Origin of the sequence: Collinsella sp. TF07-1 (assembly GCF_003437235.1) — a bacterium.
GTDB lineage: Bacteria > Actinomycetota > Coriobacteriia > Coriobacteriales > Coriobacteriaceae > Collinsella.
Genome location: NZ_QSRV01000005.1, coordinates 99,055 through 125,448, shown reverse-complemented (window position 1 = coordinate 125,448; position 26,394 = coordinate 99,055). Strand labels below are relative to the sequence as shown.

22 protein-coding genes are annotated in these 26,394 nt (G+C 60.2%); 17 read left to right on the top strand and 5 right to left on the bottom strand.

From position 1 onward, the window contains the following. Positions 1 to 689 precede the first annotated feature (689 nt). From DXC67_RS03405 to DXC67_RS03355, 11 genes are all read left to right on the top strand, one after another. Entirely contained in the window at positions 690 to 1,451 is a 762-nt protein-coding gene (locus tag DXC67_RS03405; RefSeq protein WP_117637360.1) for an EFR1 family ferrodoxin, read from the top strand. Positions 1,452 to 1,794: 343 nt separating this feature from the next. Beyond that, positions 1,795 to 2,307, top strand: a complete 513-nt coding sequence (locus DXC67_RS03400; RefSeq protein WP_158549076.1) for a PTS glucose transporter subunit IIA — start codon at positions 1,795 to 1,797, stop codon at positions 2,305 to 2,307. 18 nt (positions 2,308 to 2,325) lie between these two features. Next, positions 2,326 to 3,180 (top strand): PRD domain-containing protein, encoded by an 855-nt coding sequence (locus DXC67_RS03395; protein WP_117637366.1) that lies wholly within the window; start codon positions 2,326 to 2,328, stop codon positions 3,178 to 3,180. Positions 3,181 to 3,279: 99 nt separating this feature from the next. Continuing rightward, positions 3,280 to 4,896 carry a PTS transporter subunit EIIC gene (locus DXC67_RS03390; RefSeq protein ID WP_117637359.1) on the top strand — a complete coding sequence of 539 codons (1,617 nt, stop codon included), beginning with the start codon at positions 3,280 to 3,282 and terminating at the stop codon, positions 4,894 to 4,896. 3 nt (positions 4,897 to 4,899) lie between these two features. Beyond that, positions 4,900 to 6,282, top strand: coding sequence for a 6-phospho-alpha-glucosidase (locus tag DXC67_RS03385; RefSeq protein ID WP_055310193.1), 1,383 nt, complete (start codon positions 4,900 to 4,902; stop codon positions 6,280 to 6,282). Positions 6,283 to 6,538: 256 nt separating this feature from the next. Then, entirely contained in the window at positions 6,539 to 8,371 is a 1,833-nt protein-coding gene (locus DXC67_RS03380; RefSeq protein WP_117637358.1) for an NAD(P)-binding protein, read from the top strand. A gap of 50 nt (positions 8,372 to 8,421) precedes the next feature. Beyond that, a complete protein-coding gene (locus DXC67_RS03375; protein ID WP_117637365.1) occupies positions 8,422 to 10,176 on the top strand; it encodes a [FeFe] hydrogenase, group A in 1,755 nt (584 codons plus the stop codon). 2 nt (positions 10,177 to 10,178) lie between these two features. Beyond that, positions 10,179 to 11,234 (top strand): ABC transporter substrate-binding protein, encoded by a 1,056-nt coding sequence (locus DXC67_RS03370; protein WP_117637357.1) that lies wholly within the window; start codon positions 10,179 to 10,181, stop codon positions 11,232 to 11,234. 3 nt (positions 11,235 to 11,237) lie between these two features. Continuing rightward, complete coding sequence (locus DXC67_RS03365) at positions 11,238 to 12,614, top strand: ATP-binding cassette domain-containing protein (protein WP_147327741.1); 1,377 nt, start codon at positions 11,238 to 11,240, stop codon at positions 12,612 to 12,614. Between the two features lie 215 nt (positions 12,615 to 12,829). Then, on the top strand, positions 12,830 to 13,033 hold the full coding sequence (locus tag DXC67_RS03360; RefSeq protein ID WP_117637355.1) for a hypothetical protein: 204 nt from the start codon (positions 12,830 to 12,832) through the stop codon (positions 13,031 to 13,033). Between the two features lie 88 nt (positions 13,034 to 13,121). Then, the gene (locus DXC67_RS03355; RefSeq protein ID WP_147327740.1) at positions 13,122 to 14,033 is read left to right on the top strand and encodes a CPBP family intramembrane glutamic endopeptidase; all 912 of its coding nucleotides are present in this window, start codon (positions 13,122 to 13,124) and stop codon (positions 14,031 to 14,033) included. Here the strand turns inward: DXC67_RS03355 and DXC67_RS03350 are convergent. Further along, positions 14,030 to 16,165 carry a YgiQ family radical SAM protein gene (locus DXC67_RS03350; RefSeq protein ID WP_233503145.1) on the bottom strand — a complete coding sequence of 712 codons (2,136 nt, stop codon included), beginning with the start codon at positions 16,163 to 16,165 and terminating at the stop codon, positions 14,030 to 14,032. The two genes, DXC67_RS03355 and DXC67_RS03350, sit on opposite strands and share 4 nt — an antisense overlap. Positions 16,166 to 16,432: 267 nt before the next feature. Here DXC67_RS03350 and DXC67_RS03345 point away from each other — a divergent pair, with 267 nt between their 5' ends. Then, entirely contained in the window at positions 16,433 to 17,149 is a 717-nt protein-coding gene (locus tag DXC67_RS03345) for a YoaK family protein (RefSeq protein WP_089572184.1), read from the top strand. A 121-nt stretch (positions 17,150 to 17,270) separates the two neighbouring features. Here DXC67_RS03345 and DXC67_RS03340 read toward each other — a convergent pair whose 3' ends face one another. Further along, the gene (locus DXC67_RS03340; RefSeq protein ID WP_147327739.1) at positions 17,271 to 17,807 is read right to left on the bottom strand and encodes a hypothetical protein; all 537 of its coding nucleotides are present in this window, start codon (positions 17,805 to 17,807) and stop codon (positions 17,271 to 17,273) included. A gap of 415 nt (positions 17,808 to 18,222) precedes the next feature. On the opposite strand from DXC67_RS03340, the gene fucO reads away from it, so the two are divergent. From fucO to DXC67_RS03325, 3 genes are all read left to right on the top strand, one after another. Continuing rightward, positions 18,223 to 19,389: a lactaldehyde reductase gene (fucO, locus tag DXC67_RS03335; protein ID WP_117637352.1), complete on the top strand. Its 1,167-nt coding sequence runs from the start codon at positions 18,223 to 18,225 to the stop codon at positions 19,387 to 19,389. 265 nt (positions 19,390 to 19,654) lie between these two features. Further along, positions 19,655 to 20,674 carry a M42 family metallopeptidase gene (locus tag DXC67_RS03330; RefSeq protein ID WP_117637363.1) on the top strand — a complete coding sequence of 340 codons (1,020 nt, stop codon included), beginning with the start codon at positions 19,655 to 19,657 and terminating at the stop codon, positions 20,672 to 20,674. 138 nt (positions 20,675 to 20,812) lie between these two features. Continuing rightward, positions 20,813 to 22,186: a DNA-binding protein gene (locus DXC67_RS03325; RefSeq protein WP_147327738.1), complete on the top strand. Its 1,374-nt coding sequence runs from the start codon at positions 20,813 to 20,815 to the stop codon at positions 22,184 to 22,186. 8 nt (positions 22,187 to 22,194) lie between these two features. Here DXC67_RS03325 and mnmA read toward each other — a convergent pair whose 3' ends face one another. After that, positions 22,195 to 23,526, bottom strand: coding sequence for a tRNA 2-thiouridine(34) synthase MnmA (gene mnmA / locus DXC67_RS03320; RefSeq protein WP_255413346.1), 1,332 nt, complete (start codon positions 23,524 to 23,526; stop codon positions 22,195 to 22,197). Continuing rightward, the gene (gene cysK, locus DXC67_RS03315) at positions 23,477 to 24,415 is read right to left on the bottom strand and encodes a cysteine synthase A (RefSeq protein WP_055250951.1); all 939 of its coding nucleotides are present in this window, start codon (positions 24,413 to 24,415) and stop codon (positions 23,477 to 23,479) included. The genes mnmA and cysK overlap by 50 nt, the downstream gene beginning before the upstream one ends. A 253-nt stretch (positions 24,416 to 24,668) precedes the next feature. On the opposite strand from cysK, the gene DXC67_RS03310 reads away from it, so the two are divergent. Next, positions 24,669 to 25,097: an Rrf2 family transcriptional regulator gene (locus DXC67_RS03310; protein ID WP_117637349.1), complete on the top strand. Its 429-nt coding sequence runs from the start codon at positions 24,669 to 24,671 to the stop codon at positions 25,095 to 25,097. A 136-nt stretch (positions 25,098 to 25,233) separates the two neighbouring features. On the opposite strand, the gene DXC67_RS03305 is transcribed toward DXC67_RS03310, so the two are convergent. Next, complete coding sequence (locus DXC67_RS03305; RefSeq protein WP_117583967.1) at positions 25,234 to 25,599, bottom strand: phage holin family protein; 366 nt, start codon at positions 25,597 to 25,599, stop codon at positions 25,234 to 25,236. Between the two features lie 323 nt (positions 25,600 to 25,922). Between DXC67_RS03305 and DXC67_RS03300 the strand changes: the two genes are divergently transcribed. Next, positions 25,923 to 26,222 (top strand): YerC/YecD family TrpR-related protein, encoded by a 300-nt coding sequence (locus DXC67_RS03300; RefSeq protein ID WP_022094855.1) that lies wholly within the window; start codon positions 25,923 to 25,925, stop codon positions 26,220 to 26,222. Positions 26,223 to 26,394: the final 172 nt, after the last annotated feature.

Genomic DNA, 26,394 nt, shown 5'->3' with positions numbered 1-26,394 from the left:
ACAGCCGTGGCGGCAAGCGCGGCAGCAGCTCCCGCCGTCCCGGTGACGGCGGTGGCAAGCGCAAGTAACATACGCGTCGCGCGCTAGAGCGAGGCGAACTAAGGGCCCCGAGCAACTACGCTCGGGGCCCTTTTTGTTTGCCGTATCCGATCGCTAGTTCAAATGTGATTTCCTCGGGAATGCATCTAGAGGATGCCGTGGGCCTGTTTCCTGCCATGCGGCAATGGGTCCCATGGGGTGCGCCGTGCATTTTTTGGAGTATTCTGTAGTTCGAGTTGTCTGCATATGATTCGACGTCGCCGACGGTGGTCTTCGGATATCCCTAGCGAGCGTTTTGAGCCAGATTTCGCCGTTTTCCGGAGCAGGGACGCGTTATTCTCGCCATGTCGGGACTTAAAATGATACGGCGCCCTACAGTTTTGCCCACCCGCGGCGGTGCTGGCGCGGTCACGTTGCAGAATACTCCGTTTTTTGCACGGGCCAGGATGGGGTACCTCAGGAGAACACGGCGGTATCCCGTAAATATATACAATCTGTACCGTAATTAATACAAAACGAAGAGGCAGACAGCGTAGGGTGGGTGCATTGGGGTGTTTGGTGCACCAAAACGGGGATCCCACGTACCGTATACTCTGGCTGGATGTGAAAACGGCTTGACGCGTTGCCAGGCGTAGGGGGAGGGTGCCTCGATGGACGTATTCGAAATTGTGTTTAGTCCGACGGGTGGAACGCGGAAGGTGTCTGGCCTTGTGGCCGGGGCGCTGGACAAAAATACCGTTACCGTCGATCTGACCGATAGCGGGCTAGATTTCAGCGCTGTCTCGATGACTGAGGACGACGTGGCCGTAATCTCTGTGCCGGCGTATGCCGGTAGAATCCCGGCTGTGGTGGCTGACCGGTTGGGCATGGTGCGCGGCAACGGGGCTCGGGCTGTTTTGGTTTGTGTATACGGAAACCGCGCGTTTGAGGACACGCTCGTAGAGCTGGAGGACGTTGCGAAGCGCGCCGGATTTAGGGTGGTTGCAGCGGTTTCTGCTATTGCTGAGCATTCCGTTGCTCGTCAGTTTGCTGCTGGGCGACCGGATGCGCAGGATGCGGCGCAGCTCGCAGAGTTTGCGCAGCAAATTCAGCAAAAGCTGTTGACTGAGGATGCATCCGAGCCCTCTATTCCCGGCAATCGTCCTTATAAACAAGCCGGAGGTCACCGCATGGCACCCGAGGCAACAGAGGATTGCGTCTCCTGCGGTGCATGCGCCGCGGCGTGCCCCGTTTGTGCTATCGACAAGGGCGACCCCAAGCGAGCAGCTGGCGAGGCGTGCATCTCCTGCATGCGCTGCATTGCCGTATGTCCGCGAGGCGCTCGCAAGCTTGATCCCAACAAGCTATCCGCTGTTTCCCAGATGCTGAGCAAGGCTTGCGTCGTGCGGAAGGAATGCGAGCTCTTCATCTAGTGCATACGAAATTGGTGCATTGGGGACAGGCTAATCTGCACCAACCTGGTGCAAACAAACCTGTCCCCAACGCACCAGAGTGAGGAGTGCCCCTGGGTGCCGGCAGAAAAGGAACGTCCCTAAGTGCCGCCTAAATACCGTTTATCGAAGAAAAAATACCGCTCACCGGTCATAATGATTGTTCTGGCTTTGGGCTTGTCTACAATAACTCCCGTAAAAAGAAATGCGGAAGGTTACCGAGTCCCTCGGACGTGGGCCTAACCAAAGTCTTTGAACGGGTGTGTCTCTATGGATGCATTCGCTTGATTTTGGTTGGGCTATATTTATGAAGGGACATGCCACCATGGGTTTCTTTTCTCGCCTGATGGGCGGTTCGGATGAGCAGAAGACTGCAGCTTCCGAGTTCGAAATCCTCGCTCCCGTTTCCGGCGAGCTTGTTCATCTAGAAAATACCAATGACCCCGCTTTTAGCAGCCGTGCCGTGGGCGATGGCGTTGCCGTGGTTCCCCAAGAGGGAACGGTGTGCGCTCCTGTTTCCGGCACCGTCGCGGCGCTGTTCCCGACCGAGCATGCACTGGGCATCATGTCCGACGACAGCTCTGCTCAGGTGATGCTGCATATCGGAATCGACACTGTTAAACTTGAGGGCAAGGGCTTCCATGCGCTTGTTGCCCAGGGTGACCATGTCGACGCGGGCCAGCCCCTCGTCGAGGTCGATTTCGACGCGGTCCGCGCCGCCGGCTTCGATCCCACGGTCTTCGTTATCGTGTGCGAGCGTTCGGAGAACTCGACTCTTCGTGAGCACGCTTCCGGCCCTGTTGCTGTTAAAGAGCCTGTCGTCTGGCTTTCCGAGTAAATTCTTGTGGTGGGTACCGTGGTTATCAAGCGAGTTTTCAACAACAACGTCGCAATGGTCACTTCGGACGATGGCTCTGAGCTCATCGTCATCGGTCGAGGCCTCTGCTTTGGCCGTCATGCCGGCGATGCCATCGACGAGGCATCGGTCGAAAAGACCTACGCGTTGCAGGAGGGAACTTCTCAGGATTCGCGTACGATTGACCGCTTGGCACATCTTTTAGAGTCCATCCCCACCGTCAACCTCGTGATTTCCGAGGACATCGTTCAGATGCTTCGTCGAGAGCTCAATGTTGATATCAACGACAAGATTCTCATTGCTCTCGCAGACCATATCAGCCTTGCTTTGGAGCGCGAGCGCAAGGGCGTCCCCTGCGAGAATCCGTTGCTGCTCGAGATCCAGCAGTTCTATCGCAAGGAGTATGCGCTTGCGGGCCGTGCGCTGCAGATTGTCAAGGAGTATATGGGCATCCAGATGAGCGAAGAAGAGCAGGGTTTTATTACGCTGCATATCGTCAACGCCACCATGCCGCAACGCTCCGACCGTCTCATCATCTCGGTCCAGCTTGTTCGCGACGTGCTTGCGATTGTTTCCGAGCGCTATGCTACGACCCTCGATGACACCTCGCTGCCCTATGAGCGTTTCGTCCGCCACCTGCAGTTTTTCGCACAGCGGGCGCTTGACCCCGCGGCCGGGCAGATCAATGGCGACGCGCTGTTCCGTATCGATGAAACGGCGTATCCGAGGGCGTTCTCGTGTGCGGAGTCAATTGCCGACCACTTAGCGTCTACCTATAACGTTGTCGTTACCGATGCCGAGAAGAGTTATCTCGCATATCACATTGTTAACCTGCTTGGAGAACCTGGTCTCTAGGCATAACGTGCCCACACATCGATTGATATAAGGCAAGGCTCACGGTCTTGTCCAGGGCACATCTGTCTTAATTTGCGGAAAAGGAAGGGGAGTACCGCTATGACCGCAAAAAAGAAGTTCAATTTCAAAGCGCCGTTGGAGGTGTTCGCGAAGTCAATCGTTCAGCCGATGATGTATCTCTCGGTTGCCGGCATTCTGCTCATCGTGGGCATTATTCTGACCAACAAGACCATCTGCGCCGTGATCCCTGTGCTGGGCTCCGGTCCGTTCCAGCTTGTGGGCGCCGTTGTCTATCAGTCGCTGATGTTTATCATCAACAACCTCTCGATTCTGTTCTGCGTGGGCATCGCCGGCGCCATGGCAAAGAAGAACAAGGGCCATGCTTCGCTGATTGCCCTGATGTCGTTCTTCCTGTTCCTGCAGGCTAACAACATCGTGCTCAACGCCACCGGCTCTCTTGCCGAAGCGAGCGGCATGCTCGGTCTTACCGGAACCGGCCAGAGCACCGTTATGGGCATTCAGGTGCTCGATACCGGCGTGTTTGGCGGCATCATTCTTGGTTGCATCACCGGTGCCGTGTTCAACAAGTACTCGAACAAGCAGTTCCCCATTGCCCTTTCGATGTTCTCGGGCGTTCGCTTCCCGTTCCTGATCATGATCATCATCTCCTGGATCATGGGCGCTGGCTTCTGCATCGTTTGGCCTCCGGTTCAGGGCGCCATCTCCTCCGTTGCCGGCATCATTAAGGAGTCGGGCAACATCGGTCTGTTTATCTACGGCATGCTCAACAAGCTGCTCGTTCCCACCGGCCTGCACCACCTCATCTACACCCCGTTCCAGTTCTCCGATGTGGGCGGCACCCTTACGCTGGGTGATCAGGTTATCGCCGGCGCCTATCCCATCCGTGTTGCCGAGATGGCGATGACGGGCCAGCCCTTCTCCGATAGCACCTACTTCAACAGCTACACCTTCAACAACCTGTGGCCCTACATCGGTATCGGTCTCGCCTTTATCTTCACCGCTTACAAGGGGAACAAGGATAAGACCAAGGCCGTTATCATCCCGCTGATCATCACCGCCGTGCTCTCCTGCGTGACCGAGCCCATGGACTTCCTCTTTGTCTTTGCCGCTCCCGTGCTCTTTGTCGTTCACTCGATTCTTTCCGGCATCTTCCTGGTTCTGCTCAAGGTCCTCTCCGTGCCCGCTTCGACTGCAGGCGGCATCATCAACATCGTGGTTTCCAACCTGGTCCTCGGTGTCGACAAGACCAACTGGCCGGTTATGCTGGTGCTTGGAGTCGTCAACGCCGCTCTGTACTTCTTCCTCTTCACCTTCCTTATTAAGAAGCTCAACCTCCACACGCCTGGTCGCGAGGAAGAGTCCGAGCTTGCTGAGTCCGTTGCCGAGGGCGAGGCCGCCGCGTCTGTCGCGGTGAAGCAGGGCGCTGTTGCCGCGGCCCCCGCAGAGGGCGTCGATGCAGGTATTGCCGACCTGGTCGCAGGTCTTGGTGGCAAGGACAACATCGAGGAGCTCGAGAACTGCTTTACGCGTCTCCGCGTGAACGTTAAGAACCCGGACCTCATCAATGAGGACCTCATCAACCACGTGCCCAACAGCGGCATCAACCGCAACGGCAATAATATCCAGATCATCTTTGGCATGAAGGTCGCCGAGATGCGCGACAAGGTCGAAAACGCAATTGAGAAGGAGCAGTAAACAATGATCATTACTCTGTGTGGTGGCGGATCCACCTTTACCCCCGGCATCGTCAAGTCCATCGCTCTGCGCAAGGACGAGCTCGACGTTGACGAGATTCGTCTGTACGACATCAACGAGGAGCGCCAGCGCAAGATCGGCGTGCTCGTGGACTGGATTTTGCACGAGGACCTTGGCCTGGACATCAAGCTCACGGTGACCACCGACAAGGAGACTGCCTTTACGGACGCGAGCTTCGTGTTTGCCCAGATGCGCGTGGGCGGCTATGCCATGCGCGAGCAGGACGAGAAGATTCCGCTGCGTCACGGCTGCGTGGGCCAGGAGACCTGCGGTTGCGGCGGCCTTGCCTACGGCATGCGCACCATCTTCCCCATGGTCGAGCTGATCGATGACGTTGAGAAGTACGCCAAGAAGGACTACTGGATTCTCAACTACTCCAACCCTGCTGCCATCGTGTCCGAGGGCTGCCGCGTGCTGCGTCCCAACGCTCGCATCATCAACATCTGCGACATGCCGATCGCGATCATCGACGTGGTTTGCGCCGCACTCGATATCGACAAGAAGGATGTCGAGTACGATTACTTTGGCCTCAACCACTTTGGTTGGTTCACCTCGATCCGCCACAAGGGCGAGGAGGTGCTCCCGCAGCTGCGCGAGTACATCAAGGAGCACGAGATTCTGCTGCCCGACTCCTACCTCAAGGGCATGGGCTCGCTCATGGCAAAGAAGCCCGAGGAGGCCACTGACGAGCACCCCGAGCAGAACCGCCACACCAAGGGCAGCTGGTACTACGTCTGGAAGGGCGAGTACGAGATCATGGAGTGCTTCCCGGAGTACCTGCCTAACACGTATCTGAACTACTACCTGCAGCAGAAGGAGTTCGTCGAGCATTCCAACCCCGAGCGCACCCGTGCTAACGAGGTTGAGGAGACGCGCGAGAAGAACCTCTTCGACGGCATCGACCACTACGAGAAGACCGGCGAGATCGACGAGAGTACGTTCTATGCGGGCAGCCACGGCGACTGGATTGCCGACCTGGCCATCGCTCTGAAGAACGATACCAAGCAGCGCTTCCTGGTCATTTGCGAGAACAAGGGCGCTATCCCCAACATGCCCTACGACGCCATGGTCGAGCTGCCTGCCTACATTGGCAAGAACGGCCCCGAGGTCATCAGCCGTGACAACATTCCTCTGTTCCAGCAGGGTCTTATGATGCAGCAGCTGAACTCCGAGAAGCTCGTGGTCGAGGCCACGATCGAGGGTTCGTACGAGAAGGCGCTCAAGGCCTTTACGCTCAACAAGACCGTGCCTTCGATGAAGGTCGCCAAGGAAGTTCTCGACGACATGATCGAGGCCAACAAGGGTTACTGGCCCGAGCTTAAGTAAAAGCAACAGGGTCGCTGGCCGCATACCTGGAGCAATGCCCCGTCCACGTGATTGCGTGGGCGGGGCATTGTCATTTGGTAACGCGTTTTACCAAATATGGCATTTATCTGCGTTAATGTTCTATTTCACCGCCGAGGGTGACATTTCATACCGCCTGCCGAACTGCGTGGAGACCTAACAACTTTTTAGGTCAGTGTTGTGCGTGTAGCAACTTCGCCCGGCCTCGCCTCCGGGCTGCCATGTGAGAGGGGATCTTATGGCTCGACTGCACGTAATGGAACGCAGCCACGCTCAGGCCGTCATGGACGACCTGCACGATGCGCTCGGACGTCGTCTGGCGGTGAGTTCGCTCGCCCCGTGCCCCGTTGAGTTTACGGCAGCGCTCGTCAATCTGTGCTCCACCCAGAGCTGCGGCAAGTGCACGCCCTGCCGCGTGGGCCTGAGCGCGCTGAGCGACCTGCTCGCCGATGTGCTCGAGGGCCGCGCCGACGAGTCCACGCTCAACTTGATTGAGCGCACCGCCCGCACCATCTACCTTTCGAGCGACTGCGCCATCGGCTACGAAGCTGGCGCCATGGCACTCACGGCCATTCGCGGCTTCCGCGACGATTTTGAGCACCACATTCGCGAGCACTCCTGCGGCTTTGACCGCGAGGCCCGCGTCCCGTGCGTTTCGGGCTGCCCGGCGCACGTCGACATTCCCGGGTACATTTCGCTGGTCGAGGCCGGCCGCTATGCCGACGCCGTCAAGGTCATCCGCAAGAACAATCCGCTGCCGCTCGTCTGCGGCCTGGTGTGCGAGCATCCCTGCGAGATGCACTGCCGCCGTGGCATGGTCGACGACCCCATGAACATCCTCGCCCTCAAGCGTTTTGCCGTTGAGCATAGCGACCTCAACGACCACAAGCCGAATGTGGTGGACAACACCGGGAAGCGCGTCGCCGTGATCGGCGGCGGCCCGGCCGGTCTTTCTTGCGCTTACTACCTGGCCGTGATGGGCCACAAGGTGACCATCTTGGAGCAGCGCCACCACCTGGGCGGCATGCTGCGCTACGGCATCCCCAGCTATCGTCTGCCGCGCGAGCGCCTGCAGGCCGAGATCGACTGGATCTTGAGCGCCGGCATCGACGTGGAGCTCGACCACTCCGTCAACGGCGAGGAGCTTGCCCGTCTGCGCGACGAGGTCGATGCCGTCTACCTGGCCATTGGCGCCCACAGCGATAAGAAGCTCGGCCTTCCGGGCGAAGAGGCTCCCGGCGTGGAGTCGGCCGTCAAGATGCTGCGCGCCATCGGCGATGACGAGCTGCCCGACCTGAGCGGCCAGCGCGTGTGCGTCATCGGCGGCGGTAACGTGGCCATGGACGTGGCGCGCTCCGCCGTGCGCTGCGGTGCCGAAAAGGTGAGCATCGTCTACCGCCGTCGCATCTGCGACATGACGGCCCAGGACGCCGAGATCGCCGGCGCCCAGGCCGAGGGCTGCGAGGTGCTGGAGTTGACCGCCCCGCTCGCTATCGAGACGGGCGAGGAAGGTCGCGTGAGTGGCCTGCGCGTGCAGCCGCAGATTATCGGCGAGCCCCGTCGTGGGCGTCCGGCCCCGCGTGCCGCCGCCACGCCCGAGCGCGTCATTCCCTGCGAGCGCGTGTTTGTGGCCATTGGCCAGGACATCGATTCCAAGCCGTTTGAGGACATGGGCATCGCTTGTAAGTGGGGCTGCGTGGTCACCGATTCGGATGGCGCCGTGCCCAACTTCGATGGCCTCTTTAGCGGCGGTGACTGCCAGACCGGTCCCGCCACCGTCATCCGTGCCATCAACGCCGGCCGCGTGGCTTCGGCAAATATCGACCGCTACCTGGGCTTTGACCACAAGATCAAGCTCGAGGTCGAGCTGCCGACCGTCCAGTTTAAGGGCAAGCATGAGTGCGGCCGCTGCGAGCTGGGCGAGCGCGAGGCCGGCGAGCGTATTCACGATTGGGATCTGGTCGAGCAGGGTCTCACCGAGCAGGAGGCGCGCCAGGAGGCGAGCCGCTGCCTGCGTTGCGATCACTTTGGCTTTGGCGCGTTCCGCGGAGGGAGGAACCTGGAATGGTAGAGCCCAACAACACCACCGTCAGCGACAACACCGAAAACGGAGCGCATAACATGGTCAAGCTCACTATCGATAATTGCGAGGTCGTGGTTCCCGAGCACACCACGATCCTGGATGCGGCCAGGTCCGTCAGCATCCAGATTCCCACCCTGTGCTACCTGCGCGATCTAAACGAGATCGGCGGCTGCCGCGTATGCGTGGTCGAGGTTGAGGGCTGCGACCAGCTGGTTGCCGCCTGCAACAACTACGTGCTCGACGGCATGGTGGTCCACACCAACAGCCCCAAGGCCCGCGAGGCGCGTCGCACCAACGTGCAGCTGCTGCTGTCCCAGCACGATTCGCAGTGCACGAGCTGCGTGCGCAGCGGCAACTGCAACTTTCAGACCATCGCCAACGATCTGGGCATTTTCTATCTGCCGTATCAAAGGCATTTGGCGGGCGAGGGCTGGGATTTCGATTTTCCCATCATCCGCGAAAACGACAAGTGCATTAAATGCATGCGCTGCATCAAGGTGTGCGAGAGCGTGCAGGGCCTAGGGATTTGGGACCTGACCAACCGCGCCACGCATACCGCCGTGGGTACCCGCGGGCGCGCACCGATCGGCAAGACCGATTGCGTCGCGTGCGGCCAGTGCATTACACATTGTCCGACGGGCGCCCTGCGCGAGCGCGACGATACCGAGACCGTGTTTGACGCGCTCGCTAATCCCGACAAGATCGTGCTGGTGCAGATCGCGCCGGCCGTGCGCAGCGCCTGGGGCGAGGAACTCGGCATATCTCGCGAGGAGGCCACCGTTGAGCGCCTGGCCTGCGCGCTGCGCCGCGTGGGCTTTGAGTACGTGTTCGACACCGATTTCTCGGCCGACCTCACCATTATGGAGGAGGGATCCGAACTGATCGAGCGCCTGGGCGCCGCCGCCAAGGGCGAGGGCGACAGCCGCGGCTGGCCCATGTTTACGAGCTGCTGCCCGGGCTGGGTGCGCTTTGTGAAGGCGCGCTATCCGGAGTTTGTCGACAGCCTGTCCACGTCCAAGTCGCCGCAGCAGATGTTCGGCGCTATTGCCAAGACCTACTACGCCAAGGTGCTGGGCGTGGAGTCCGAGCGCCTGTTCGTGGTGTCCGTTATGCCGTGCACGGCCAAGAAGGCCGAGTGCGCGCTGCCGAGCATGGTGGGCGAGGACGGCACGCCCGATGTGGACGTTGCGCTGACGGTGCGCGAGATGGTGCGCATGATCCGTGCGAGCCACGTGAGCGTTGACACGCTGGTCGAGGAGCCGCTCGATACGCCGCTGGGCTTTGGCACGGGCGCGGGCGTGATCTTTGGCGCCACGGGCGGCGTGATGGAGGCAGCCGTGCGCTCGGCATATTACCTGGTGACGGGCAAGAACCCCGATGCGGACTTCTTTACCGATGTGCGCGGCCTGGACGGCTGGAAAGAAGCCGTCGCCGATATCGATGGCACCAAGGTGCGCGTCGCCGTGGCGCACGGGCTGGGTAACGCCGCCCGCCTGCTCGACGCGATTCGCGACGGCCGTGCGAGCTATGACTTCGTCGAGGTCATGGCGTGCCCGGGCGGCTGCGTCGGTGGCGGCGGTCAGCCCATCCACGACGGCTGCGAGCTGGCGGCCGAGCGCGGCCAGGTGCTGTGGGGCCTGGATGCCGCTGCGGACATTCGCTTCTCGCACGAGAACCCTGATGTTCAGGCGTGCTACCGCGAGTTTTTGGGCGCGCCGCTCTCGCCGCTGGCCGAGGAGTTGCTGCATACCGACCATCACGCCTGGTCGATGCCTAACGAGGGGAAGTGCTAACGATGCGCGCGTTTGATGTTGAGATGACGCGCCGGGGGTTTGCCTCGGCGCTCGCCGTGGGCGCGTTGTCGCTTGCGCTCGCGGGCTGTGGCGGCGGGGCTGTCGGTGCCGGGTCCGCCGCGGGCTCGGCTGCCACGGACGGCGCCGGTGCTGCTGCGGAGCCGGTTGAGGTGCACGTCGCCTCGCTCAAGGGCCCGACGTCGATCGGTCTGGTGAGGTTTATGGACCAGGCGGCGAGCGGCGAGACGGATAACGAGTTCGACTTTGCGATCAGCGCCGCAGCCGACGAGATCGTGCCCAAGGTCATTCAGGGCGATGTCGATATCGCCCTAGTGCCCGCCAACGTGGCGAGCGTGCTCTACAACAAGACCGAAGGCGCGGTGCAGGTCATCGACATCAACACGCTGGGCGTGCTGAGCGTTGTGACGGGCGATGCGAGTGTGGCCTCGTTTGGCGATCTGGCGGGCCATACCGTCTATATGACGGGCAAGGGCACCACGCCGGAGTACGTCATGAACTACCTGCTGGAGCGCGCGGGCCTGACCGGCCAGGTGACGCTCGAGTTTAAGAGCGAGCCCACCGAGGTGCTGTCGGCCCTGCTTGCCGATCCGTCTGCTGTGGGCGTGCTGCCCGAGCCGTTCAAGACCGCCGCCATCGCCAAGAGCGAAGGCAAGCTGTCGGCTCCGGTAAGTCTGACCGATGTGTGGGATGAGCTGGCAGGTGACACGGGCTCGCGCCTGCTGACGGGCGTGACCGTGGTGCGCCGTTCCTTTGCCGAGGAGCATCCCGACGCCGTGGCGGAATTCTTGCGCTGCCATGAGGCGAGCGTGAAAGCCGTCAATGCGGCGCCGGCAGATTGGGCTCAGGCCGTGGTCGATGCGGGCATCGTGGATAACGCCACGATTGCCGAAAAGGCGATTCCCGGGTGCATGCTCGTGTGCCAGACGGGGAAGGATATGAAGGCGGCGCTCGGTGGGTACCTGCAGGTGCTGGCCGATGCGGACGCGAGCGCCGTGGGCGGCAAGCTCCCGGCTGACGATTTCTACTACATGGAGTAGCCCGTGCGTGCGTTTGCTCGACAAATGACAGAGCGTATGAAGGCGGTGGCGGCAGCAGGTGCCGTCGCCGCCTTTTGGCTTGCCGTGTGGGTGCTGGTGGCGGGTCTCGTGGCGCAGCCGCTGATTTTGCCGGGGCCGGGCGCTGTTGCGGTGGCGTTGCTGCGCCTGGTGTGCGATGCCAGCACGTGGGCGATTCTGATGGGCTCGGGTGTGCGGATTCTGGGCGGGCTGGCGCTTGCCGCGGTGTGCGGCGGCGTGCTGGCGGGAGTCTCGGTGCGGTCGCGTGCGTTTGCGCACCTGGTGGCTCCGGCACTGTCGTTTGTAAAGGCGACGCCGGTTGCCTGCGTGGTGGTCCTGCTGCTCATTTGGTTGGGGTCGGCACGTGTGAGCATCGCGGCGGTCTTTTTGATGGCGCTGCCGGGCGTATATTTCTCGCTGGTCGAGGGTTTGACGCAGGTTGATCAGTCACTGGAGCAGATGTTTCGTCTGCATGGAGTGCGGGGCTGGCGACTGTTTTGCGCTCACACCTGGCGCGAAGTCCTGCCGTTTGTGCTTTCGTGCGCCCGCGCCGTGATCGGCATGAGTTGGAAGGCCGGTGTGGCGGCGGAGCTCATCGGCATGGCGACGGGCACCGTGGGTGAGCGCATCTATCAGGCAAAGCTTTTGATTGAGACGGCAGATCTGCTGGCGTGGACCGTGCTGGTCGTTGCCGCCTCGTGGGCGTATGAGCGCGTGCTGGTGTGGCTGCTGCGTGTTTCGGGACCCGTGGCGTGGGGTGCGGCCGTGCGGGCGCATGGGCATGGGCTGCGCGGGCGTGCGGGGGCTGCGAGCGATGGCACTTCAGCGGAGCTTGCGCTTGCCGTGGGCGATCGCGCGCCCTGGGCGCCGGCGCTGGATGGTCTGGTGCTCAACGTGCCCGCGGGTGGGCGTATCTGTGTGATGGGCGCTTCGGGCATGGGCAAGTCGATGCTGCTTTCGTTGGCAGCGGGGGAGTGCGCGCCGTGCTCGATGGTGTTTCAGGATGTGAGCCTAGTCGAGGACGTTTCTGCCCTGGATAACGTGCTGGTGTGCGCCGATGCACGCGTGGACGCCTCGAGTGCTGCGGCCCTGTTGCGCTTGCTGGTGCCGGGGGTCGATGTGCATGCTCGCGTGGCCGAGCTTTCGGGCGGGCAGCGCCGTCGCGTCGAGATCGCTCGAGCCCTGCTGTGCCCGGGCGGCGCGGTGATTCTTGACGAGCCCTTTACCGGCCTGGATGCCGCCGCGCGCGATGTGACGGCCGACGCTGTGCTCGACTTGCTCGACGGCCGCATGCTCCTGCTTGCCACGCACGACACCGCCGATGCTCAGGCCCTCGATATCTCGGATATCATCACGCTCTAAATACTAACTCAGCAACAAAATGATTCGTTTTCCTCCGTCCCCATGGGGTCGGGTGTGGTATTCTATCTGAGGGGTAATACTTAGGGATACCAAGTAATACCAACGCCGCAGAAACAAACTCCGGATGCGGGCCAATCGGGTTGCCTTCACAGCCCGTCGCCCAGCCGCGTGGCCCGCACCTATCCGCACTACCGTCGTTTCAAAAAGGAAGCGCCATGGCAGAACACATGACCCCCGTAGTCGCGAAGGTCTTGCCCGAGGAGAAGGCAGCCTTCGCGGCGGCAACCCAGCTCGTGGGCACCACGCCGTCCAACGCCATCCGCATGTTTATCGCCGCGTTCAATCGCTGCGGCACCTTCCCGTTCGACATCTCGCCCAACGGGGCCTTTGGCATTTCGCCCGATTCTCATCAACAATGACTGTCCCAAACTGCCGGCACTTAGGGACGTTCCTTTTCTGCCGGCAGTTAAGGAACGTCCCTAAGTGCCGGGTTTTGAGGAGGTTGGCATGCTCAATGCGCTGGTTTGGGCGCTTGCCTGTTTTGGCGTCGTCGCTGCCGATATTGCCCTGAGCGTCGTTTTGTTCTCCGCCCTTGGCGTCGCATCGGAGTTCATGGGTTTTTCGATCGATGACCTCGACATTCAATTGCTTCAGGCCGTCGCGCAGACGGCATCGTTTTTAATGGCGCTGCTGTGGTGGCGTTATCTGTGGCCGCGTTCGTTTATGGCGCGCTGGCAGGGCGAGCGTCCGCTTGGCGGGGGAGCGCGTGGGGCGTGGAAACGCATCGCATGCGTTATCGTGATTGGCCTGGCCCTGCAGGTGGTCGTTGGCTACGTGACCGACGCCGTGCTGTCGCTGTTGCCTGATGCCGCGGCCGATTATAGCGAGCTCGTCGAGGAAACAGGCTTGGGCGATACCAACCTTCTTGCCGTCCTGACCACGGTGCTCGGCGCTCCGTTTTGCGAGGAGTTGCTGGTGCGCGGCATCATTTTTGAGTTTTCGCTCCGAGCGTTTAATCCGCAGTGCCGCCCACTTTGGAAGTGCCGGCGTCGTGTGAGCGCGCAGAGTGGCGCCATGGTGCCCTGGGCGGCCCCAAGCACGTGGGGTATCGCCGCGGCGATTGTGCTGCAGGCGGCGATCTTCGGTTTTATGCACATGAATTGGGTACAGGGTTGCTACGCGGGTGCCGCCGGCCTCGTCTTTGGTTGGGTGCTCGTGACGACCGGAAAGCTCCGCTACACGATTCTGCTGCACTTTGCCTTTAATGCCTGGTCGTATTTCATGACGTTGCTCTGGTTTGTGAACACACCGCTCGACGTGGCAATTACGGTCGCTATCGCCGGCGTCATCCTCGTTGAGGCAATGCGCTCGCTGCGCCACGCGTGCGGGATGGACGCAGCGAGCGCACCGCTGCCCTAGTTGCGACGCCCGCCTCCGTTGGCGCCCTGACGCCCTTGGGCTGCGCGATTGCGACCGGCAGTGTTCTGTGCGCGCGACATGCCGCCGTGCCCCTTGCTGCCTTTGGGTCCCTTGCCGGCGGCGCCACCGTGCGGCTTGCCGCCCTTCTTGCCGGTGCCATGTCCGCCGTTGGCAGATGTCTCGCCCGGGCGCGGCGGTACGGGGCGAATCAGGCAATGCTTGGTGTAGCCAATCAGATCGCGGCGGCCGGCCTTTTCTAGTGCCTCGCGTACGAGCTTGTAGTTCTCGGGCTTGCGGTATTGGATGAGCGCACGCTGCATGGCCTTCTCGTGCGGGTCGCGTGCCACGTAGATCGGCTTCATGGTGCGTGGGTCCACGCCGGTGTAGTACATGCAGGTCGACATGGTGGACGGGGTGGGGTAGAAGTCCTGCACCTGCTCGGGCATGTAGCCCATGTCGCGCACGGCCTCGGCAAGGTCCACAGCTTCCTTCATGGTCGAGCCGGGGTGGCTCGAGATCAGATACGGCACCACGTACTGCTTGAGGCCGTATTCGCGGTTCAAGCGTTCAAATTTACGGCAGAACGCGTCGTAGACGGCGCGGCTCGGCTTGCCCATCACGGAGAGCACCGCGTCGCTCACATGCTCGGGCGCTACGCGCAGCTGGCCCGAGACATGGTGCTCCAGCAGCTCGCGCAAAAACTCGTCCGAGGCGTCGGCCATGGTGTAGTCAAAACGGATGCCGCTGCGGACGAAGACCTTTTTGACGCCCGGCAGCTGGCGCAGGTCGCGCAGCAGCTGCGTGTAGCCGCTCTCGTCGACCACCATGTTTTTGCATACGCTCGGCCACAGGCAGCGCTTGTTCTTGCACACGCCGTGCTTGAGCTGCTTGTCACAGGCCGGGCGGCTAAAGTTAGCCGTCGGTCCGCCCACGTCGTTGATGTAGCCCTTAAACTCGGGATCGCGCGTGAGCAGCTCGGCCTCGCGCATGATCGAGTCGTGGCTGCGCATCTGCAGTACGCGGCCCTGGTGGAAGGTGAGGGCGCAAAACGAGCACTCGCCAAAACAGCCGCGGTTGGAGCTAATGGAAAACTTGATCTCGGCAAAGGCCGGTACGCCGCCCGCCGCGTCGTAGTCGGGATGCCAATCGCGGGCGTAGGGAAGCTCGGCCACCTCGTCCATCTCGTCGGTGGTGAGCGTCGCCGATGGCGGGTTCTGCACCACATAGACGCTGTTGGGATAGGGCTCTACCAGGCGATGGCCGGTGATGGGGTCCATATTCTGCTGCTGCACGTTAAAGCTGCGCGCGTAGTTGAGCTTGTCGGCGGTAAGGTCGTCCCAGCTGGGCAGCAGGTCGTAGTCGTAGACCTCGTCGAGCGAACCCGTGCGGTAGACGGTGCCGTTGATATAGGTGATCTGGTCGACGGGCAGTCCCGCGTCGAGCGCGTCGGCGATCTCGACAATCGCGTGCTCGCCCATGCCGTAGATGAGGATGTCGGCGCCCGAGTCGAGCAGTACCGAGCGCTTGAGCTTGTCCTGCCAGTAGTCGTAGTGGGCCAGGCGGCGCAGGCTTGCCTCGATGCCGCCGATGATGATGGGAGCGTCCTTGAACGTCTGGCGGATGAGGTTGCCGTAGACCGTGACGGCACGATTGGGGCGGTGCCCCTCCTCGCCACCGGGGGTATAGGCGTCGGTATGGCGGCGGTGCTTGGTCACCGAATAGTGGTTGACCATGGAGTCCATGTTGCCGGCGCTGACGAGAAAGCCCAGGCGCGGCTCGCCGAGCACGGTGATGCTGGCGGGGTCGGTCCAGTCGGGCTGGCAGATAATGCCCACTTTGTAGCCGTGCGCGTCGAGGACGCGGCTGATGATGGCCATGCCAAAGCTGGGGTGATCCACATAGGCGTCGCCGCAGATATAGACGAAGTCGCACTGGTCCCAGCCACGCGCATCCATGTCGGCGCGGCTGACGGGGAGGAACTTGTCGCGGCCCGGACGCCAGGGGCGTGAGGGCGCTGCTGAGGCATGCGTGGGTCGCGAGCCCTGCGCCTTGCCGCCGCGCTTTTGCTGCTGGCCCTGTTTGCCCTGCTGTCCGCGTTGGCTGTTCTGAGCGTGCTGAGGCTTATTTGCCACGATCCCTCCCGGTGTTTGTATGCTGCACGTAATTGTAACCAGTCTTTTTGGGACGGGGCTAAAAAGACTGGTGGAGTACATGGGCTGGCGGATCGGCGTGTCGATGCGGGTGTGGCGCCGCGCCCGCCGTTTGTTTCCAGACTGTGTATCTGCGCGTTGGGGAGCCCGTCTCGCGCGCACGCCATGTTGTCAATGGGTTACAGTATGAACGGCGGCCATGTCTCCGCCAACGCACGAGAGGGTCGTCAACAAGGAGGCCGCACGACGATGCAGCGTGCCAAGCAGATATCGGAGTCCATCGAGCTGGGCATCATTCTGGCGCTCGCCGGTGGCTTTATGGACGTGTATTCGTACATTGGGCGCGATCATGTTTTCGCCAACGCGCAGACAGGCAACATCTTGTTGGTGGGCGTGAGCATCTCGGAGGGTAATTGGGCGCTCGCGGGACGCTATTTCTTCCCCGTGGTGTCGTTTGCCGTGGGCATTATGCTTGCCGACCTGGTACACGAGCGTTTTGGCAGCGTGATTCACTGGCGCCAGGTGACGGTGTTTTTTGAAGCTGTTATCTTGCTGGGCGTGAGCTTTATCCCGGGCGGCGATTTCAACCTGCTCGCCAACTGCCTTACTTCGTTTGCCTGCGGTATGCAGGTCGAGAGTTTCCGCAAGATTCATGGACACGGCATCGCCACGACCATGTGTATCGGCAACCTCCGTAATGCCTTGCAAAACGTGGACGACTACATCATTACCCATAAGCGCGGCTTTTTGGAAAACGGCCTGCTGTACTTTGGCGTGATCTTTACCTTTGTGTTTGGCGCTGTGTTGGGCAACTGGTGTATTGAGCGCATGGGCCTGCACGCCATCGTCGTGGCGAGCGTGCTGCTGTTTGTCGCGTTTGCCATCATGTTTATCGACCGCGAGCGCGACTTGCGTTTTCGCTGGAAGGTTGCGGCCGAGGCTTGGAAAGAGGGCTGCCGAAAGTAACCGAATGCGGCAAAGGGACAGCCCCTTTGCCGCATTATTTTTCATCTCTATGTAGTACAGCTTCAGGAGCCAGAAAAAACTATCTAGCTCCTGAATGTTGTTACGAACTGCTTTTTGCAATTTATTCGAGATGCTCTTCAATCCGAGCCCTCAGAAGGGCAATGGCTGTGGGTATTCCAATTGCGGCGGCTAATTCGGCTTTATCCAAAACCTGTATGTTAAAGCACGATTGTTTATCACATTGAAGGACGTTAACTGAAGATAGCTTCACTTCCCGTTGACTGAATATATCGTAATCTTCAAATAGGAAGTTACCTTTTATTGTGTAATTCGGTATGTTCGTTACGCACTTCATCTCAAGTCTGTTTAGGCCATAATCGAACACCGCAACTTCCTTGTGTTCGATGATGAGCGCAACCCTGGGCATGTTACTAAAACCACCGTCGACGACAGTAAAGAGCTTTTCATTTGCATCGTCATAAACGGTGTATTTAAGACTCAATAGCTGTCCTAGTGGACCCGTGAACCCATGTCTTTTGATGTTGAGGTTGTCTCCCGCTGGGTTGACGAGAGCCAGAGCATGCGGATAAGGGTTACCTTCAATTGAGATTCGATATTCGTTTGTAGCCGTCTTGCTCGATTTAGGACCAGTAGCCATCACGCGTCATCGCCTCGATCGAATTGGAACCGTCTTCTGCTTCGTGCGGAGAATTACGCTGTATGTTGCAGTACATGCAGCTGCAATAACCGCATGGGCAATTTCTAACAAAATGAATGACACTATTTGCTGCATGCATATTAATTACTATAAAGTATCCTTTTATAAACGTATTGTCAAACATATATTGCTAAAACAGAAACAATTTATAGACTGAGTTGGTCGTATTCTTTGGGCAATTGCTCCTATAATCTAGCCTTCGCTGCAGTCGGGAGGGAAGGACTGGGGCTCCGTTATTATGTTGAAACGCTTTAACACTTTTGACGTTCTCATGCATTTTTTGTTTCAAAAGCGTTAGGATGGGACACATAGCGTGGGGCGTAATGGGCGCCCCGCACACGATGGGAGGCTATCAATGGCTAATCGTTTCGTTCTCAACACCATTTCTTATCATGGTTCTGGCGCCATCAAGGAGATCCCCGGCGAGCTCCAGCGTCGTGGCTACAAGAAGATCTTCGTCTGCTCCGACCCCGACCTGGTCAAGTTTGGCGTTACCGCCAAGGTAACCGACGAGCTCGACGCCGCCGGTATTGCTTGGAGCCTCTACTCCGAGATTAAGCCCAACCCCACCATCCAGAACGTCAAGGACGGCGTCGAGGCCTTTAAGGCCGCCGAGGCTGACGCTATCGTGACCATCGGTGGTGGCTCCTCCATGGACACCGCCAAGGCTATCGGCATCATCATCAACAACCCCGAGTTCGCCGATGTCCGCAGCCTCGAGGGCGTTGCTCCGACTAAGAACCACGCTGTGTTCACCATCGCCGTGCCGACGACCGCCGGTACCGCTGCCGAGGTAACCATCAACTACGTCATCACCGACCCCGAGAAGGTCCGCAAGTTCGTGTGCGTCGACACCAACGACGCCCCTGAGGTCGCCGTCGTCGACCCCGACATGATGGCTTCCATGCCCGCCGGCCTGACCGCTTCCACTGGCATGGACGCTCTGACCCACGCCATCGAGGGCTACACCACCAAGGGCGCTTGGGAGCTCTCCGACATGTTCCACTTTGAGGCTATTAAGCTGATCAGCGAGAACCTGCGCGACTCCGTTGCCGAGGCCAAGTCTGGTCAGCCCGGCTCCGGCCGCGAGGGTATGGCTCTTGGCCAGTATGTCGCCGGCATGGGCTTCTCCAACGTCGGCCTGGGCATCGACCATGCCATGGCTCACACCCTGTCTGCCCACTACGACACTCCGCACGGCGTCGCTTGCGCCATGCTGCTGCCGATCGCCATGGAGTTCAACAAGCCGGTTTGCGCCGAGCGCCTGGCCAAGGTTGCCGTTGCCATGGGTGTTGACACCACGGGCATGAGCACCGACGAGGCTGCCGACGCCGCCATCGCCGCCGTCAAGCAACTCTCCGCCGACGTGAACATTCCGCATGCCTGCGAGGCCATGAAGGCCGACGAGATCGAGGTCCTGGCCAAGGACGCCATGGCTGACGCCTGCTTCCCGGGCAACCCGCGCGAGGCGACGCTCGACGACGTCATCGAGCTCTTCAAGAAGATCTGCCCGGCTGCCTAACTTGGTTCGGCGGGCCCCTGCCCGTTAGCCCCACAATCGTCCTCGGACATGTCGGAAGCCCCCGCTGCGCACTTCGTGCGGCGGGGGCTTCCTCCGTCCTGCGGAAAGATTGTGGGGCTAACGGCAGGGGGCCGCCGGCTCGTTATCGTGGCGGGCGCAGTCCTGGCGAGCTCGATGGGTCATCTCGCTAGGTAAAAAGATGGCTCGCGGTGGTATTGTTGCTGTGGGTTTAATTCGATATGAAAGGGTGACTTTGGTGTCCAAGATGGATTCTACGCTCTCCTATATTACTGACCAGTTGAAGGCGCTTACCTCGATTGCTTCACCTACGGGCTATACCCGTGCGGCTACTGACTATCTAATGGAAACGTTGCGCGATATGGGCTTTGGCCCCGAGCGCTCCAATAAGGGCAACGTGTTGGTTGAGCTTGGCGGCGAGGGCGAGCCGCTCGTATTGGCGAGCCATGTCGATACCCTGGGTGCCATGGTGCGTTCCATTAAGGACAATGGTCGCCTGCGCCCCACGACGCTCGGCGGGCACCAGTGGTCTACGGCCGATGGCGAGAACTGCACCGTTTACACGCGCGATGGCAATGTCTACACGGGCGTGGTCCTCAATACCGAGCCTTCGGCGCATGTGGCCGATGAGCCGGTCAAGACCATCGAGAAGAACATGGAAATCCTGCTCGACGAGAACGTTGACAGCAAGGACGATGTGCTCGAGCTGGGTATTCAGACCGGCGACATCATCGCTATGGATCCGCGTACCACGGTGACGGAGAGCGGCTACATCAAGAGCCGCTTCCTGGATGACAAGCTGTCGGCGTCGATTCTGCTGGGCCTGGCCCGCGCCGTTGCTGGCGGCGAGGTGACGCTTTCGCGCAAGGTGTCGCTGCTCTTTACCGTGTACGAGGAGGTTGGCCACGGCGGTGCCTTTGTGCCGGCCGACACGCGCGAGATGATCAGCGTTGACATGGGCTGCGTGGGCGACGACTTGGGCTGCACCGAGCGCATGGTGTCGATTTGCGCCAAGGATTCGGGCGGCCCCTACAACTACGATCTGGTGACCACACTGTCCAATATTGCGCGCGAGCTTGAGCTCGACTACGCGATCGATGTGTATCCGCACTACGGCTCCGACGTCGAGGCCACGCTCTCGGCCGGCTACGACATTCGCCATGGTCTGATCGGCCCCGGCGTGTACGCGAGCCACAACTACGAGCGCAGCCACATCGACGGTGTGCGTAACACCTTTGAGCTGGTCCGCGCCTACGTGCAGCGCTAAGGAAGCAGTTTGCGACTCGGCTGACCAATCGCTAAGGCCCGATTTCTCGGGCCTTTTTTCGCTTTAGGTCGTTTAGTATTATGATGTAAGTAATCTATTAACTAAACGCGTAAATTACTTAACGAGGTGATGCGGCATATGAATACATCTGAGTACTTATCTATGGGTGATGCCGCCCGCCTGTTGGGCGTTACGAAAGCCCGCATATCGCAACTTGCCGCATCGGGGACGCTTGTGTGCGATATTGTGGGCGGCCGGAAGATGGTCGAGTACAATTCTGCGACCGCCTACCAAAAGGTCCGCAAGCGAGGACGCCGTCCTGCGGCCGATGTGGGACGCAAGTTTACGCTGATGTCGGCCGACCATGAGGTCGCGCATGTCTCATTTGATCCGACACGTGAGTTTCCCTTCGAAATCGCCGAGGTGCTCGATGCGCAGAGGATGCCGTTTGGCACGTGCTCGAGTTCTTCTCCTACGGTGAATAAACGGGAGCTCAATGTGTGGTGGAGCCATCGGTCGGTGCCTGACGTCCGCCCCGGACTCGTCTCGCGCTATCGTGAACTGGGAATTGCCAGTGGCATTGAGGTGCCGGTTCAGTGCCTGGGCCTATCGCTTTCGGATTGCTATTGGCTGCGGCCGGCCGATTGCGCCGAACTCAAATGGCAAAACATCAATTACTTTGAGAACGAATTTGAGCGATCGGCACCCGAAGAGCGTTCGGGTTGGCTGGAAGGCATCGGTCTTAAAAATCCTGATAACACGTCCGAGGGCGAGCTCCCTAAATCGTGGATGATTCGCAACGGTGTTCGCGTTCTGGTCAAGGGATGCGGCATGGACGACCAACGGCCCTTTAACGAGGCGGTTGCAACGGCTCTGCATCGTCGCTTGCTGTCGGAGGGCGAGTTTGTTCCTTATACGGTTGAGCGGATGTTCGATGGCCCTGCGTGCCTGTGCGAGGATTTTCTTGACGGCCGCGAGGAATACGTTCCGGCTGTTTACGTTAAGGGCGCACTTGGTGGCCAGCGGGGAAACTCGACATACGATCGATACTGTCGCTGCCTTGGCAAGCATGGTGCCGATGAGGCCGCTGTGAGAAGGTCTATGTCGCAGATGATTGTCTGCGATGCCCTTTTGGCCAACAGCGACCGCCATTGGCGAAACTTCGGCATCATCCGCAATGTCGACACCCTGGAGATAAAACCTGCTCCGCTGTTCGATAGCGGCAACTGTCTGTGGTACAACGTGCCAACTGCCGTGCTCGCAGCTGGGGAGTTTGGGTTTTCCGCTAAGCCGTTTGGGCCCGACCCTTCCGTCCAGCTGGCGCTTGCGGATTTGCTCGATTGGTTCGATTCATCGCGGCTCAACGGATTTGTTGATGAGGCGATCGAGATTCTTTCGCAGAGCGAATGGGCCACGGCGGAGGGTCGACTCGAGGCCATCCGCCGCGGCCTCGAGCGTCGCATAATCGAGGTTGGTGCCGCTGTTGAGGTACTTCGACACGTGCAGCGATAAACCCGCGGCTACTTAAGTGCGCCGGTCACGGTGCCGCCGCCCAGGACGATGTCGCCGCGGTATATAACGACAGCCTGGCCGGGGGCGATGGCGCGCTGCGGCTCGTCAAAGGTCAGCAACATTTGCCCGTCTTCGCCGCGCGTAAGGATCGCTGCCTGGTCTTTCTGTCGGTAGCGGTACTTGGCGCCCACGCGGATGCCGCCGGCATCGAGCTCTGCCTCCATGCGGTCGGCAGGGGCGCTCCAAATCCAGTCGTTGGCCGTGAGCGCCGTGGCCGTCAGGTCCTCTGCCTCGCCCAGATGCACGGTGTTGTTGGCGGCGTCGACACCCGTTACGTACACGGGATGCGCCATCGCTACGCCCAAGCCCTTGCGCTGGCCGATGGTATAGCGCAGCGCGCCGTTGTGGCGTCCGACCACGCTGCCGTCGCGCCATACGATGTTGCCCGGTGCAGCGGGATGTCCGCAGCGGCGCTCGATATAGCCCGCGTAGTCACCGTCCGCGATAAAGCAGATGTCCTCGCTTTCGGCCTTCTTGGCGTTGGCAAAGCCCTGTTCGGCGGCTATGCGGCGCACGTCGCGCTCCTTGTCCAGGCCCGCCAGTGGAAAGATCGTGCGCGCCAGGCGCTCTTGTGTGAGCGAATACAAAAAGTAACTCTGGTCCTTTTTGGGGTCCTCGCCGCGGTGCAGCTGCCAGGTTCCGTCGGACGCCTGACTCGTTTTGGCGTAGTGACCTGTGGCGATGTAATCGCAGCCCATATTGAGTGCCGCATCGAGCAGCGCGCCAAACTTAATATGGCGGTTGCAGATGATGCACGGGTTAGGCGTCAGCCCCTCTTGGTAGGCGTTCACAAAGCGTTCGATCACGTTGCGGTCGAAGGTTTGCTGCAAGTCGAGCACGTGATGGGGTATCCCCAGGCGCTCGGCGACGGCCTTTGCATCGGCGATGTCGCGGTCGACCTTACTCATGCCCGTGGTGGGATCGGGCGCGGGGCAGGTGAGGCGCATGGTGGCACCGACACATTCGTAACCCTGACTTTTGAGCAGATACGCGGTCACGCTGGAATCGACGCCGCCGCTCATGGCGACGAGCACGCGCTTGTTGTGCATGGGGAGGTTCTCCTTGGTGGCATGTGGCCAAAAAAGAAAAGCGGCGCGGGAGGCTGGTTCCGCGCCGCAGACATTGTAGCAAGTTCGGGCGTCCTGTGGGACACCCTGTTGGGATGGGCTCAGGCAGCCAGAAGAGAGGGCAGACCGGCGTGCCTTGGGTCTATCGACAAGTGACGGGCCCTTAGTCCTGGAACAGTGCCGTGGACAGGTAGCGCTCGCCGGTGTCGGCAAGCAGGGCCACGATGGTCTTACCCTCGTTCTCGGGGCGCTTGGCCAGCTGCAGCGCGGCCCACACGGCGGCGCCGGACGAAATGCCCACGAGCACGCCCTCCTTGTGGCCCACGGCGCGGCCGGTGGCAAAGGCGTCGTCGTTCTCGACGGGGATGATCTCGTCGTAGACCTGGGTGTCGAGGACGTCGGGCACAAAGCCGGCACCGATACCCTGGATCTTGTGCGGGCCGGCCTGGCCCTTAGAGAGCACCGGGGAGGTGGCGGGCTCGACGGCGACGACCTGAATCTCGGGGTTTTGCTCCTTGAGGAACTCGCCCACGCCGGTCACGGTGCCGCCGGTGCCGACGCCGGCGACGAAGATGTCGACCTTGCCGTCGGTGTCGTCCCAGATCTCGGGGCCGGTCGTGGCCTTGTGAATGGCCGGGTTCGCGGGGTTCACAAACTGGCCGGCGATGATGCTGTTGGGGGTCTCCTTCTGCAACTCTTCGGCCTTGGCGATAGCGCCCTTCATGCCTTTGGAGCCGTCGGTGAGCACGAGCTGCGCACCGTATGCCTGCATCAGCTTGCGGCGCTCGACGGACATGGTCTCGGGCATGGTGATGATCACCTTGTAGCCGCGGGCGGCCGCCACCGAGGCGATGCCGACGCCGGTGTTGCCGCTCGTGGGCTCGATGATGGTGTAGTCGCCGCCACGCACGAGCTTGCCTGCCTTCTCGGCCTCGTCAATCATGTTCTTGGCGACGCGGTCTTTAACGGATCCGGCGGGGTTGAAGTATTCCAGCTTGACGAGCACGCGGGCCTTGAGGTCCTCATCGGCCTCGAAGTGAGTGAGCTCCAGAAGCGGAGTGTGGCCGATAAGCTGATCGATGGACGTGTAAACATTGCTCATGGTGAACCTCCAAAGTGTTCAAATGACTGGATACCGTGTGGTTTTACGGTGTGTGTAGCAACGAAACCCACAAACCTTATGGGTTGTTCGTTTTGCTGTTGGCGAGCATAGTAGGCACTAAAGCCTAGTAATGCAATAGGAAATAGAAGATTATTACGAGTCGATTAACCATCTTGACGGGAATAGGTATTTTCAAAACCAATATTTCGGCTAGAATTTCTACGAATTAAAAGACCGAAAGGCAGCAATATATATGTTGGTTTCCACAAAGGGCAGATATGCCCTGCGCGTTATGGTCGACCTGGCCGAGCACCAGGCGGCAGGCCGCATTCCCCTCAAAGAGATCGCCGCGCGTCAGGGGATTTCGGAGAAGTATCTGGAGAACATTTTGGCCACACTCGTGCGCGCCAATATGCTCTCGGGCATGCGCGGCAAGGGCGGTGGTTACGTGCTCACGCGCCCGCCCGAGCAGTACACGGTGGGCGAGATTCTGCGCCTGACCGAGGGTAGTCTGGCACCGGTCGCATGCCTGGACGGCGACTGCAAGGGTTGTTCGCGCTCTGACGAGTGTCCCACACTCGATGTGTGGAAGAACCTGGACAAGCTCATCAACGACTACCTCGATGGCGTGACGCTCGATACGCTCGTCGCCCCCAGCGAGGGCTACGACTACGTCATCTAGCCCCACCTGCTATTGGGGACGGGGTAGAAATGGTAGATTTTCCTGCCCTCTGAGGCTCGACAAATGGCAAGGCCGCCCATCGTTGCGATGGACGGCCTTCGTTTTGGCGTGTTGTGGCGGTCCGTATCCGGTCGCTTTAGTTCCGGGCGATGCTGTCGAGAATGCTGCGCATGATGGATACCAGGATGCTGCCCATAAACGCCGATCCAAAGCTGGCGATGGAGATACCCGCGCCCAGCAGATTGACCGACAGGTAGCTGGCCAGCTCGAGCATAAAGCTGTTGACCACAAGCTGAAAAATACCAAGCGTGATAATAGTGAGTGGCAGCGAGATGACCGTCAGGAACGGCTTAACGAGCGAGTCGACGATGTTGAGGAACAGTCCCACGAAGGCAAAGCAGACCCAGGCGTCGGCCATGCCGAAGGGCTGAATGCCGGGGACGAGAAACGTTGCGATCGCGATGGCGATTGAGGTCAAAAGCCAGTTGAGCATAAAGCGCATGGTGTGAATCCTTTCTTGCGCATGGCGTGGTGAGGGAGCGTGAGAGGCACATGCCTTTGCAACTCGGACAGATGCTCGGGCACGGCTCTGTTTGGGCGCCCATTGTCTCAGATATTCGTGGAGCTTGCGTGCGCATTCGGTTTCAAAACGGCGTTCGTCCTAGAAAACGCGCCGCTGGCAGAGAGTTTTGTCGCTTTAGTTTGGTGGTGTGCTAAACTGCTACGGGCAAAAGCCACAGGCGTTGCCCTATTGCATAGAACGGGCGAACGATGCCCGATGTCAGTATCAACTTCGATGCCTTATGGCGGGTTTGGCGGTGATCGATGAATATCGAGAACATGTTTGACAAGCCTGATGTCAAGCAGCTGGTCCACGCATTTAGTCTTTTGGATGACGAGAAGGATATCCAGGCGTTTTTGACCGATATCTGCACGCCGCGCGAGATCTGCGATCTTTCGCAACGTCTGCAGGTTGCGCGCTATCTGGATGAGGGCGAGCCTTATGTTGAGGTTCAGGCCCGCACCGGCGCTTCGTCCACTACGGTGAGCCGCGTTTCAAAGGCGCTGAACGGCGAGTACGGCGGCTATCGCAAGATCCTCATCAAGCTGGAGGATGGCGAGTAGGCCAGCGGCAACAAACGAATTGCGCAGAACCGTCCCTTCGGGGGCGGTTTTTTGATCCTTTGGGGACGGAGGAAAACGGATCACTGGGTTAGACTGACCTCCTCGGTGATCCATTTTCCTCTGTCTCCAAGGGGTCAAATCTGTTGGCGTGGGGCAAATCTGTCCGCGCGGG

What these genes read in the sequence shown, in the direction of transcription:
- DXC67_RS03380 (WP_117637358.1), top strand. Translation starts at nt 6,539, where the DNA reads ATGGCTCGACTGCACGTAATGGAACGCAGCCACGCTCAGGCCGTCATG.
- DXC67_RS03300 (WP_022094855.1), top strand. Translation starts at nt 25,923, where the DNA reads ATGAATATCGAGAACATGTTTGACAAGCCTGATGTCAAGCAGCTGGTC.
- DXC67_RS03325 (WP_147327738.1), top strand. Translation starts at nt 20,813, where the DNA reads ATGAATACATCTGAGTACTTATCTATGGGTGATGCCGCCCGCCTGTTG.
- DXC67_RS03355 (WP_147327740.1), top strand. Translation starts at nt 13,122, where the DNA reads ATGCTCAATGCGCTGGTTTGGGCGCTTGCCTGTTTTGGCGTCGTCGCT.
- DXC67_RS03310 (WP_117637349.1), top strand. Translation starts at nt 24,669, where the DNA reads ATGTTGGTTTCCACAAAGGGCAGATATGCCCTGCGCGTTATGGTCGAC.
- DXC67_RS03330 (WP_117637363.1), top strand. Translation starts at nt 19,655, where the DNA reads ATGGATTCTACGCTCTCCTATATTACTGACCAGTTGAAGGCGCTTACC.
- fucO (WP_117637352.1), top strand. Translation starts at nt 18,223, where the DNA reads ATGGCTAATCGTTTCGTTCTCAACACCATTTCTTATCATGGTTCTGGC.
- DXC67_RS03400 (WP_158549076.1), top strand. Translation starts at nt 1,795, where the DNA reads ATGGGTTTCTTTTCTCGCCTGATGGGCGGTTCGGATGAGCAGAAGACT.
- DXC67_RS03345 (WP_089572184.1), top strand. Translation starts at nt 16,433, where the DNA reads ATGCAGCGTGCCAAGCAGATATCGGAGTCCATCGAGCTGGGCATCATT.
- DXC67_RS03340 (WP_147327739.1), bottom strand. Translation starts at nt 17,807, where the DNA reads ATGGCTACTGGTCCTAAATCGAGCAAGACGGCTACAAACGAATATCGA.
- DXC67_RS03405 (WP_117637360.1), top strand. Translation starts at nt 690, where the DNA reads ATGGACGTATTCGAAATTGTGTTTAGTCCGACGGGTGGAACGCGGAAG.
- cysK (WP_055250951.1), bottom strand. Translation starts at nt 24,415, where the DNA reads ATGAGCAATGTTTACACGTCCATCGATCAGCTTATCGGCCACACTCCG.
- DXC67_RS03385 (WP_055310193.1), top strand. Translation starts at nt 4,900, where the DNA reads ATGATCATTACTCTGTGTGGTGGCGGATCCACCTTTACCCCCGGCATC.
- DXC67_RS03375 (WP_117637365.1), top strand. Translation starts at nt 8,422, where the DNA reads ATGGTCAAGCTCACTATCGATAATTGCGAGGTCGTGGTTCCCGAGCAC.
- DXC67_RS03390 (WP_117637359.1), top strand. Translation starts at nt 3,280, where the DNA reads ATGACCGCAAAAAAGAAGTTCAATTTCAAAGCGCCGTTGGAGGTGTTC.
- DXC67_RS03370 (WP_117637357.1), top strand. Translation starts at nt 10,179, where the DNA reads ATGCGCGCGTTTGATGTTGAGATGACGCGCCGGGGGTTTGCCTCGGCG.
- DXC67_RS03360 (WP_117637355.1), top strand. Translation starts at nt 12,830, where the DNA reads ATGGCAGAACACATGACCCCCGTAGTCGCGAAGGTCTTGCCCGAGGAG.
- DXC67_RS03305 (WP_117583967.1), bottom strand. Translation starts at nt 25,599, where the DNA reads ATGCGCTTTATGCTCAACTGGCTTTTGACCTCAATCGCCATCGCGATC.